The sequence below is a fragment of the Vreelandella sulfidaeris genome (assembly GCF_042429665.1).
Lineage (GTDB): Bacteria > Pseudomonadota > Gammaproteobacteria > Pseudomonadales > Halomonadaceae > Vreelandella.
Genome location: NZ_JBHMAC010000012.1, coordinates 16,831 through 27,935, shown reverse-complemented (window position 1 = coordinate 27,935; position 11,105 = coordinate 16,831). Strand labels below are relative to the sequence as shown.

Below are 11,105 nucleotides of genomic sequence, written 5' to 3'. Positions count from 1 at the left end.
TAATTCTTAAGCTGACAGTATCTTAATCAAAAAAGGCTGTCACGGTTTATTGATTTTCACGCGTTTCCCACCCTCCTACCTCTGGCCTACAGTTATCAATCGCTCACGTATATCCGATCTCTCACTACGCACTCTTATCGAGGTGCATGGCCATACCGATGCAAGGAAGTAGGAGCCCTTCCCCCTTTTTGGTACCACGGAGTCTTATATATTGTGTCAGTGGCTTCCCTATCTCCCCCTGAGACCTGCAATCCAGCAGGAATGAGAGAGAAACGATCATGGAACTGACTAAATTTGACGGCTTTGCAATCTGTAGTGACACCGTGACAGGTTCACATGGCGACTTCATGATCACAGTGTTGCTCGGCCATGATCCAGATGTGACACCGAACTGCTTTGATACCTATTCAGGTTCCGATAAGGAAACCTGGGCAGAGAATAAGTGGTTCTTCGGTGTGCTCAAGGCCAAGGTCGAACTGAAGGTAGGTAGCCAATCTGTTCTTTTGGACGATGTGGCAGCTGTACTGGGGGGTATTGAGGTCAACAAGACCGAAAATAATGCTCACCTTGACGTTCATGCTCGTGAACTTGCTCAAGATGCTCTTGAGCAGGGAATAGAGATTGTTGAACAGATCAAGACCGCTGCGTAGTACATTCAACAGACCCTTCACTTGTGAAGGGTCTGTCACATTCAGGCTGAACCGATCGCTGCTGTGCAACATTCCCCCTCTTTCTCTGACATCCGATAAGCGGATTTCTAAGGTTATCTATGCAGTGTCCCCCCTTAGTGCGTTGATGACAATGGCAAGGCATCAGGACTATCTGTGCAACATCCCCCCCTCTTGCCCTGGGCCTGATACCAGGCGCCAGTTTTCTTTGTGTGCAGTATTCCCACCGGCCCAGTTTTGGGTCACCTGGTCCCCTACCTCCTTTCGAGACCTGTATTCCGCAGGAATGAGAGAGGAGATTGATCATGGGCAAGAGCACTGTGATTTATACCAAGATTGGTGAGCACCGTGGTAAGCAGCGTCTGTGGCTAGAAGGTAATCGGCTGGCGCGTACTGGGATCACACCAGGGCAGCGCTTCAACCTCGTTGCCGGCCGTAAGAGCCTGACCCTGCAATTTACAGAAGATGGTGCTTACAAGGTGTCGCGCAGAAAGCGTGGTGAGGTCGAGTTGCCAGTCATAGACATTACGGCAGCTGAGCTGGCGCAAGCGTTGGGCAAGGTAGAGAGGGTGCGTGTCGTCGTCAGGGGGAATCGTGTCGACATCACGATTCATCACCATGATCTTGCTGAATCTGATCGTATGGGTCGGCTACTGCAGTCCCTGACCAAGGGTGAGCCGCTTGAAATTGGTTCGATTGCACACGGTGCTGGAGTGCTTGATCACGCGATACATACTGGCCTTGCTGATGTCGGAATGCCCTCGCGCCTAGCCTTCGCTAATGAGCTGGAAGGTGCTTATCTGGAGGCATCATTGGCGAACAATCCTGTGTGGGACGAGGATAGCATTGCGATCCAAGGCCCGATGGAGGAAGTGGAGTGGCACAAGCTGCCGTTCATTCACCTCCTTTGCGCGGGTTTGCCTTGTACCGGGGCTAGCCTGTCAGGACGTGCGAAGAACAAGCTGGATCGGGCAGAAGCGCATGAGACAGCAGGTAGTCTCTTCATCGCTTTCATGAATGCAATCCAGACTTTGCGCCCTGCTATGGTGCTACTGGAGAATGTCCCGCAGTACCAGACGACCGCCAGCATGACGGTCATTCGCAGCGTGTTGTCGAGCATTGGCTATGACGTGCATGAGACCATTCTGGATGGGTACGCGATGGGGTCACTGGAGCGGCGCAATCGGCTTTGCATGCTCGCAGTGAGTAAAGGCATTGAGGTCGATCTCGAAGCACTGGAGCCTGTACGTCAGCGTGAAACATTAATCGCTGAGGTATTGGAGCCGTTTCAGGCAGTCCAGGATCGCTTCAAGCCTTACAGCTACCTTGCCGACAAGGAAGCCAGGGATCTGGCCGCGGGTAAGGGCTTTCGTCGTCAGCTGCTCGATGGTTCAGAGGGAAGCCTCGGCACCATAGGGCGTGGTTACTCGAAGGCGCGCTCAACTGAGCCGTTTCTCCGACACCCAGACGATTCTGGCCAGTCGCGACTATTGACCAAGGCAGAGCATGCCCGAGTCAAAACTGTCCCTGAGATGCTTGTTCAAGGGCTGTCTGAGACTGTCAGCCACGAACTACTGGGCCAAGGAGTGGTTCATTGTGCATTTCGCGCAGTGGGCCGCCTCATTGGCAACTGCTTGCATAGTATTGGTGAGCAGGACAAATATGCCTGGCAACAGAAGTGGCACAAGACGCATTCCGCGGCTTAGCCACACACTGAACTACTAGGCATCCTTCAAGCCCCACTCCGATCAATTGGAGTGGGGCTTTTCTCTGTTTAAGACTACTAACTGCCATTGTTTCGCATGCGGAACATTTATATTTGGTGGCAGTGTCTCCCCTACCTCTCCATAGCCGTCACTGGTCGCCCTATCTACTTGTGAGATCCGGGTGACCGGAAATGAGAGAGGAGCAGATCATGAGGAATAGTAACAAGTACGAAATTGCTGATGTGAAGCGTATTGCGGAAGGTCAATGGGATACTGTCTTTCAGGCACTGTGCCCCGAGCTGGAGCATGCACTTGCCCACCCGGGACATCACATCGATTGCCCGATACATGGTGGTAAGGAAGATTTCCGTCTCGATCGCGGTTTCAAGCAACGCGGTACGGCCATTTGCACTTGCGGTAACTGGGATGGTTTTAGCCTGCTCAAAGAGCTGAAAGGCTGGTCTCTTCCCGAAATACTGGAACAGGTCATGGGGGCTCTCGGTGAACAATCCGTTGAGCCGCTAGCGCCTACAGTATCTCGGCCGCCCCCACGGACGGTTGAGGAAAAGCAGGACATACGGCCAACGCTGCGCAAGCGCTGGGAAGAAGCTCTACCCCTGGGAAGGGGCGAAGGTCGCTTCATGCTGGCGAGCTACTTGCAGTTCCGCGGGTTGCCTGTAAAGCCGATGCTTAGCGTTCTCGAGACGGAGGCACGCCTCCACCCTAGGATGGCCTACATCGAGAAAGGCAAAGTGGTTAGCTACTACCCTGCACTGATAACCATTGTCAGGGATGCGGCTGGAAAGCCTGTCACGATGCATAGGACGTATCTCAACCGCACAGAAAATGGTGTGGTTGAGAAGGCGCCTGTGAGCAAGGCTAAAAAGCTGTTCCCTGTGGTGAAGAATGGTGATGTCCACGGTGGTGCTATTCGACTAGGCACAGCTACAGCCGGCGTTATCGGTGTGGCTGAGGGCATTGAGACCTCGCTAGCTATTCGGGCTGCTACGGGAATGCCTGTCTGGCCGGTACTGTCAGCTTCCCTAATGAGGTCGTTCGAGCCGCCTGAGGGTGTCACGGAAGTCGTTATTTGGGCTGATCGTGACCTACCCGACAGGAAAGGACGTAAGGCTGGTCAGGACGCAGCGGAAGTGCTCCAGGCTCGGCTTTTAGAGAAAGGGATTCGAGCTTCGATAAAGATCCCTGATGCACCCAGCTCAACTGATGTGAGCGTTGATTGGGCTGATGTGTACACCAGTAGTGGGCTCACGGGATTTCCCCGCAAGAGCAAAGCTGCTTAACCCTTCAAACCCTTCTGACATCCATTATCAGGAGGGTTTTTTCATTTTCAGCATGATGGGATTCGGGAGGAAGGATGCATTTTTATATATTCGCTGAATCTGTTTGGGTCAAGCAGCTACTGATCACTTAGGTCATTTAACTCTACCTCGCTTGAAGCGCATTCCTGTGGCATTGGCGCTTTTTAGCGTGGATAGCATGCCTCCGGGCGGTGATTCTGTGCTCAAGGCTCTGAGCACAGGGTCCAAAGTTACCGCCCTATCTGTCATTCCATAACCAGCCTTGCTTTTATTATCTGTTATTCGTTCTGAGACCAAGGTTATATGGGGCCTAGGGAATGATTCTAGTTCCCTTGCGTGGTGCATCACTTCTCCCTACTTTCTTTTAAATTAAACGTTTGTTTGATCTATCCGCTGGATCGTGTCACTTCCGCGGGGTTGCCACTCCTCTCGGTAATCTCAATACCACCTCCCGTTTGTCTGTCAGTAGCGCCCCTACCTCTCATGAGACCCCGATACCTGGGGGATGAGAGGAGAGCACGTTATGAATCGCAGTGACTCGATCGCCAGAATCGGCAAAGCCCTGGCTTCAGTGCAGGCTGAGCTTGGTGGTCTGATCGCACCGGATTCTACGAATCCGATGTACGACAACCGCTATGCAAGCCTCGCAATTATAATCGGCAGCATTCGTGCCGTCTTGAATAAGTTTGAAATTGCACTGGTTCAGGCACCTGTGCCCGGAACAGTGGGGGCTGTGGTGATGGAGACCATGCTCATTCATGGCCCTTCTGGGGAGTACATTGGCTCTTACTGTGAGATGCCCGTTGAGACCCTTGATAGCCATGGTGTGGCGTCAGCCCAGACGTATGCACGTCGCTATGGGTTGATGGCTCTTCTAGGCCTTGCTCAAGGCCCGGACGATGATGGAAATGCTGCCAATAACGCCGCTGTGGAATCCTCAGTGCTTCTCTCCCAAGGAGAGCCTGAGCCATCAGAGCAGCGGGTATCGAACGGTCACCGTTTGGCATCGCCCGAAGCGATTCTAGCGGAGATTGAAAACTCAGATGTTGAGCGATTGGTTTCGGCCGAACGCTGGGTCAATAGCGCTCAACTGGATGCACACCTGTCAGCTCGGCTCAAGGGAGCGATCGCACAGCGACGCCGAATTATCCAGCGACAGCAATCCCAACATGCTTAACCTTCCATAGCCCCATCCCTTTGTGGAGTTGGGGCTTTTTCGCGTGCATGACACAGGTATTTGGAGGCAGCTTGACCGGGAACGCTCATCGATTATTCGGCCTGGCGCTTGGCGCATCGGCTGGTGCGATTATGACCCCCTTTTATGGTGGGATGTCTGCGCTGGCAGTGGCGGCGATGGCGCTGCCTGGATCAACGGCACCTGACTGGCTGGAGATCCGCATTGGTCCAGCCACGCTCATACCCCATAGGACTGTGACCCACTGGTTGCTCCCTTGGCTAGGGCTGGCAGTGGCATCAGCCGTTTGGCTACCTGATGCGCCATTGCTTGCCGCCCTTCTCTTTGGTTTCTCGGTTGGTGGGCTCTCTCACGTCATTGGAGATGCTGGCACCCCTTTGGGAGTGCCTGTGTGGCACCCCGCCAAACGCCATTCCCTGAAGCTGTGGGATGGCGGCACTTCAGAATTTTGGCCCGTGCTGTTGGCCTGGGCCATTGCCGCGATATTGATACGGAGCCTTGTGCTATGAAACACATGACCGCTGGCCCTTTGCCGGCGCCATTTCTGCAGCTAATGCTGGCGCTTTTGCTAACGCTGAGTTCGACCGCTATAGCCCAGCCTGGTGGGGACCGAGGGCAAGCCTGTCTTGATAGCAATAATGCTCGCGAATGCGGTTGGTTCTGGGGGCACTTAGATGATGATGAGGAAGAAGAGCCCGAAGAGCCCTCAGTCGAGATACCGATGGCCAAGGCGCCTGAAGAGGAGCTGGATTGTACGGACCCAGAACAGTGGGAGCCCTCTTGTGGTTTTGTCGACCCAGAGGGGAGCTTCGAGTTTCAAGCCAAGCAGCGCGACATGCTGCTTAACCAGTCTGTGATGAACCCCAACAATCCAGAGACAGTCGAGGCCTTTCAGCGGTATATGCGATGGGCCGTCGACCAAGCCATCACAATGTCGAGGATGTGGGAGTGGAATCAGATCCAAAACCAGGACCTCAACCCCCTCGTACATAGCCCCGTCTCCTCCTTTGGGCTTCGTGCAGCGTCACGAGCACGCGATGGCAAGCGCAACGCGGTCATGGAAGAGATAGATGACCAGAATGGGTTTCTCGTCTGGTTTACCCGGTCTAGCTGCCAATTCTGCCATGACATGCAACCAGTTATGAAGCAGCTCGAACGACGTACTGGGCTCACCATTTACAACGCTCCACTTGATGGGGGGTGCATGCCAGAGTTCTCGAACAGCTGCGATACCACAGGACGCTCAGTAGAGGCTGCTGGCCACCTTGCCGTCGAAGCGGTACCGGACCTCTGGCTTTACCTGCCACAGGATGATCTTTGGTTCCGCGTCTCCAGTGGTGTTGAAGCAGCGCAGCGGATTACCTCGAGGATTGAGGTCTTCTTTGGTGCTATCCAACGAGCAGCAGAAAAGGGCCTCGAGGCGGTTGGTGATGGCACGAGTCCTCCCGTTGATTTCAGCGTCCCCGACATGCTGGAACGGTCATCCGGTGGCCTCGGCGCCGGCATTTCCCAAGGAGTTGAGTAATGTTCTCCAGAAACAAATTGGTAACCATGGTGGCAACAGCAGTGATCAGCGGAATGTCGATAACGGCCACCACAAGCCAGGCTGAAGCCAACGCACTCGAAAATGCGTTTGACCGGCTATCCAGTGCCGGAGGCGGCTTCAGTAGCTCAAACAGCGCAGCGTCGTTTGAGACCAGGACACGGCATGGATACACGGCCGGGGGGTTGACCATGCGGTTTTCTCAGAACCGCTACTCGCTAGTCAACATGGACCCGCCGCGGCTAGACGTAGGCTGCAATGGCATCGACGCGCATTTTGGTGGCTTCTCCTATATCGACAGTGAGCAGATCCAGCAGATGTTGGAGCAAATCGCCCAAGGGGTTGTAGCCCTCTCCTTCCAGCTCGCGCTCAAACAGCTCTGCCCTATTTGTGGGGATGTGCTTGAGTTCGCACAACGCATGGCACAGGCGGCGGCGAAACTATCCCAGGACAGCTGTGAGGCTGCTACCGCACTGGTTGAGGGGTTCCCTGACTACTCCGGCGAATTAGGGAATCTCTGGTGTAGTTCGGTAGGGATGTTTGAGGGCGTGGAAAGTGACTGGCTGGCAGCCCAGCAGGACACTTGTGATAGCAAATCGGATTCGGGCCGCGAAGTGCGAGACCACCTCAGCAACAATCCCGGGGATCGCGCACTGGCCTTAGAGCTTGATGGCAACCGCACATGGCTAGGCCTTCAAGAAGCAGGTATTGCCCCTGGGCGAGATGGCAGCAACAACATGGGGGCAGAGAACAAGATATTTGCCGAGCTATTGATGAGTTGGATTGGTACTGAGGTTCGCAACAAAGGGGGTAGTGGCGACTCGAACACCTTTGCGCCAACCATCGAAACTGCCGATGCGATGCTGGACATATTCCTGTGCGGAAGTGATAAAGCCTCGCCGACCGTCATTGAATACGCTGACTTCGTGAACAGCTTTTGCGAGGACAAGGTATGGTCAGGCGCCTCAGGCCAGGCCACCGAGATTTATACTTGTAGCAACAGTGATCTGAGAGACTGTTGGAACCCGAACAAAGCAAAGGTTGAGGATATATCACTAGGCCACGGCTTTTTGACCACGGTGATTATGGAATTGGAAGGTGCGGTTAAGAACGTTGCCAGTGGCACCCCGCTGACCGCTTCTCAAAAGGCCATTATTGCTGCAGCGCCCTTCCCGCTCTATCAAGCAGTTAATGTTGCAGCGACCTACCCGGACCTTGCCTACGACCTAGTAGTTGGTAACTCGACCATTCTGTCTTACATGATCTCCATTGAGTACATTCGCTATGCCGTCCAGGCAACGGCTAAGACATCGATGACATCATCCGTGCCGGGTGAGATCTTGCGCGAATTCCGCGAGGCCCAGAATGAGCTAGTTGTCATGACCTCCCAGAAGGCTCAGCAAATTAACCTTATGGCTGAGACTCAGGAAAACATAATGAGCCAGGTTGACAAGATCAACCGCGCCACGTTGCGAAATCTTCATGCCATGGGTCTATCCGGCATGGATTTCGCTCGTGATATGGCTCGGGAGGTGGACTGATGAAATGGCTTGTTCCTGCCCTTGTAGCTATTGGATTGGTCGCTGTTCCGGGGCTAGCAATCGCAGAGACCATGACGCCTGCAAGTGGTGACACTTGGACATTTTATGGTTATGGCAACGGTTATGCGCTGGCGCAAATACTGGAGGCGATTAAACGCCTGACTGACCCTGACTCAAACCCTGGGTTCAGGAACTTGGCGCTGTTCTTGGCGATGGCCGGCTTCCTTGCGATGTGCTTTACGGGAATCCTGGGTGGAAGTCTGCAAAAGGTGGCCATGTATTTTGCCGGCATGATTCTTACTGTCTACATGCTGTTCTCTTTGAAGGTCGATATTCTTATTGAAGACATGGTGTGGGATGGCGTTGGGTCGCCCCAATTCATTCAACGAATTGAAGGCGCTCCGGCAGCCATCGGTCTTCCTGCTGTTGTCATCTCAGAGATAGGGATGTGGGCTACAAACGGCATTGAAACTAACTTCACGACGCCAAACTTCGAGAATCTACGTATTTCAGAGGGGGCTCCCGTTGGCATGGCGGCAAGCATGCTGAATGACATGAAGAAGATTCGCCTGACTGATCCGTACCTGCGATCAAGCATTCAAAGTTTCATGAATGACTGTGCGTTGCCGAATATTTTTAGCGGCAAAATCTCCCCGGTGACGCTAATTACCTCACAAAATGCATGGGGGGTTTTAGGCAATAACCTGAACCGGGCAGTTTATACCGTCGTTTATGACTCGACCGATCCAAATGGTGGCATGCAGGCTTGTGACGAGGCCTACGCGAGCATTGACAACCGTTTGCAGACTGCAGCTCCCGCGTTATTGAACGGCATGAGGGAAGCATCCCCTTTCTGGCTTCAGCAGGCAGCAGGATCAACAGCGCTCGCACAAGCCGCTTTGGATGATTCGTTTCGCTGGGCTTCAGGTGGGAGTGCCGTTCAGGACGCCACAGGGCTTGCCACACAAGCCGCAATCGCAGAAATGTACTCTGGCACCTATGAATACGCAGCAATGGCCACAGGCTCCAACGAGCTGATCTCAGCCTTGAATATGGAGCAGGCTCGACGTGCCCAGCAATCTGGATGGTATAGCACAGCTATTCTCTTCCGGGATATGGCGGGCTATTTCTTCGCTATCCTTCAGGCATTCGTGATTGGGCTGGCGCCGATTGTGTTTGCTGCGGTGCTGGTCCCCGGCTTAGGCAAGAAGATGGGCACCTCGTATGCCCAGGTGATGACCTGGCTCATTTTATGGTGGCCAGGGCTCGCAATCGTGAACTACATCATGATGCTCTATTTCCAGGGTCAGACAGCGGGATACCTCGCTGATGGTCTCACCATGGCCAATATGAGCGCAGTTAGCGATATGTCGGACAAGATGGTAATGGCCTCAGGTTTTATGTCCACCTTAGTACCCGCCATCATGTGGGGGTTAGTATCTGGTAGCGGTTACGCCTTCACTTCTGCCCTGGACAGGGCATCTGGTAGTCAACAAGCGGCGACAGCAGCGAACAACATGTCTACAGGTGCAGCCTCGGCTGGCCAGGTAAGCATGAACAACGCGAACATGAATGCTCACCAAACCTCTCACCGCTACAGCTCTGGGGAAGAGGTATCGGCACACCATGTCGGCGTTGGGGCATCTCAAGTTACGAATATGAGCGGGCAGGATACGAACGTAGGCCTAAGAGCGGCAGACATGAGGGAGAGCCTATCTAAGTCGCAGGCATTTAGTGAAGCGACCCAGAGAACAGAAGAAGCGAAACAGTCATTTAGCCAACAATCCCAGAATATGATGACTGATACCTTCAGATCGGCTACCCAATACGCCCAAGACCAAGGGTTTGTAACTGACGGCTCGGTTGACTGGTCAAGGATGTCTCAGGATCAGCAAGGGCAACAATATATGTCGGAGCTGTCTGCTACTAGGCAAGTTATGGAGCAGGCCGGATTATCGGAAAGGGAAATTAATGATGTTACTTCGCATGCGGCCGGAAAGGCCTCAATCGAAGCTGGGGGTAAAACAGAGGTTGGTCTTTCACTTAATGCGGGTGCTAGCGCTTATGCAAGGACATCTGTACAGGGCGAAGTCGGGGTCCGTGGTTCAGACACTAGCCAAGACACGACCGAAGAATCTATGAGCCTGAGCCAATCAGATACTGGGAAGCTATCTTTCTCTGAAAATGGTGCAGTTCAAGTTGTAGGTCAAGACGGCAGCCGATATTCAGAAAAAGTATCCCAGAGCGAATCTCGACAGGTACTTGAGGGGCGGGTCGGTGAAGATCGCGCCTCTATGCTCTATGCGGCCTCAAACGATTATCAGGAAGCTGTCCAGGTTCAACAGCAAGCACGCGAGGAATATGTTGCAAGTCGCAGTGGCTCGATCCCTACTCCCGCCAGCCCACAGACTATTTCGGCTATGCGTAGCGATGCCAATGATCTACGAGGTGAGGTTGAACAGCGACAGAATGCCGATCGTGCTGAAGTTGCCGGGCGTGAGAATACTGTAAGTGGCAGTGTCGGCGCAAATACAAGCGATGTGGGCGCACGAGCAGCAACGGCAACTGAAGTCACCACACCGATAGAGAGAGGTGGTGTAAGTTCACTATCGGTTGATTCCAGCGAACGGCTAGGGACGATCCAAGGTAATGCGCAAGCGGACGTTGAAAGGCCAGATGCTTATCATGTGATCGATACAGGAGGTAGCTTTTCTGTCGCTGATCGTAGGGCGATCGATGCCGCTGACCAACAAAATGCGGATGCTCTCATTACCGGAGGCGAACGATCCAATATACAGATCGGAGATGACACCTTCGTTCCAACCTACTACGAGAACAATCAGGCAGTTTATGCTGTTGAGCGTGAAGGAGGGCATGCATATTACACGTATGGAGGGGATGGCGAATTTGAGTCGGCCAGCTCTCCTATGCCGTCTACTCAAGAGCAAATCGATTCTCAGGCCAATAATGGCTCAACCCAGAATGCTACGGCCGCTACGATCAATCGCGGCCAGGTGCGTCGAGGTTCTGAATCAACGGAAGAGCCTTCCCCTAACCAAGGGTCAGATATTGATCCGCGAGAATTAATGGGCACCCGCCCATAAGAAAAAGGCCCCTTGCGAGGGGCCTTTCT

The 11,105-nt window shown here is 53.6% G+C and carries 8 protein-coding genes; all 8 read left to right on the top strand.

The features are described 5' to 3' along the window. Positions 1-278 precede the first annotated feature (278 nt). Positions 279-650 (top strand): hypothetical protein, encoded by a 372-nt coding sequence (locus ACFFLD_RS13710; RefSeq protein WP_240720375.1) that lies wholly within the window; start codon positions 279-281, stop codon positions 648-650. 323 nt (positions 651-973) lie between these two features. Next, entirely contained in the window at positions 974-2,374 is a 1,401-nt protein-coding gene (locus ACFFLD_RS13705; RefSeq protein ID WP_240720377.1) for a DNA cytosine methyltransferase, read from the top strand. Between the two features lie 209 nt (positions 2,375-2,583). Then, positions 2,584-3,675 (top strand): DUF7146 domain-containing protein, encoded by a 1,092-nt coding sequence (locus tag ACFFLD_RS13700; RefSeq protein WP_185858948.1) that lies wholly within the window; start codon positions 2,584-2,586, stop codon positions 3,673-3,675. 541 nt (positions 3,676-4,216) lie between these two features. After that, entirely contained in the window at positions 4,217-4,870 is a 654-nt protein-coding gene (locus ACFFLD_RS13695; RefSeq protein WP_185858947.1) for an ERF family protein, read from the top strand. A gap of 71 nt (positions 4,871-4,941) precedes the next feature. Then, positions 4,942-5,397, top strand: a complete 456-nt coding sequence (locus tag ACFFLD_RS13690) for a metal-dependent hydrolase (protein ID WP_127061361.1) — start codon at positions 4,942-4,944, stop codon at positions 5,395-5,397. Continuing rightward, positions 5,394-6,413, top strand: coding sequence for a conjugal transfer protein TraF (gene traF, locus ACFFLD_RS13685; protein WP_240720379.1), 1,020 nt, complete (start codon positions 5,394-5,396; stop codon positions 6,411-6,413). The genes ACFFLD_RS13690 and traF overlap by 4 nt, the downstream gene beginning before the upstream one ends. Continuing rightward, positions 6,413-7,972 carry a conjugal transfer protein TraH gene (locus tag ACFFLD_RS13680; RefSeq protein WP_240720381.1) on the top strand — a complete coding sequence of 520 codons (1,560 nt, stop codon included), beginning with the start codon at positions 6,413-6,415 and terminating at the stop codon, positions 7,970-7,972. Before traF ends, ACFFLD_RS13680 begins: the two co-directional genes overlap by 1 nt. Continuing rightward, a complete protein-coding gene (locus ACFFLD_RS13675; protein ID WP_386036753.1) occupies positions 7,972-11,076 on the top strand; it encodes a conjugal transfer protein TraG N-terminal domain-containing protein in 3,105 nt (1,034 codons plus the stop codon). The genes ACFFLD_RS13680 and ACFFLD_RS13675 overlap by 1 nt, the downstream gene beginning before the upstream one ends. Positions 11,077-11,105 lie beyond the last annotated feature (29 nt).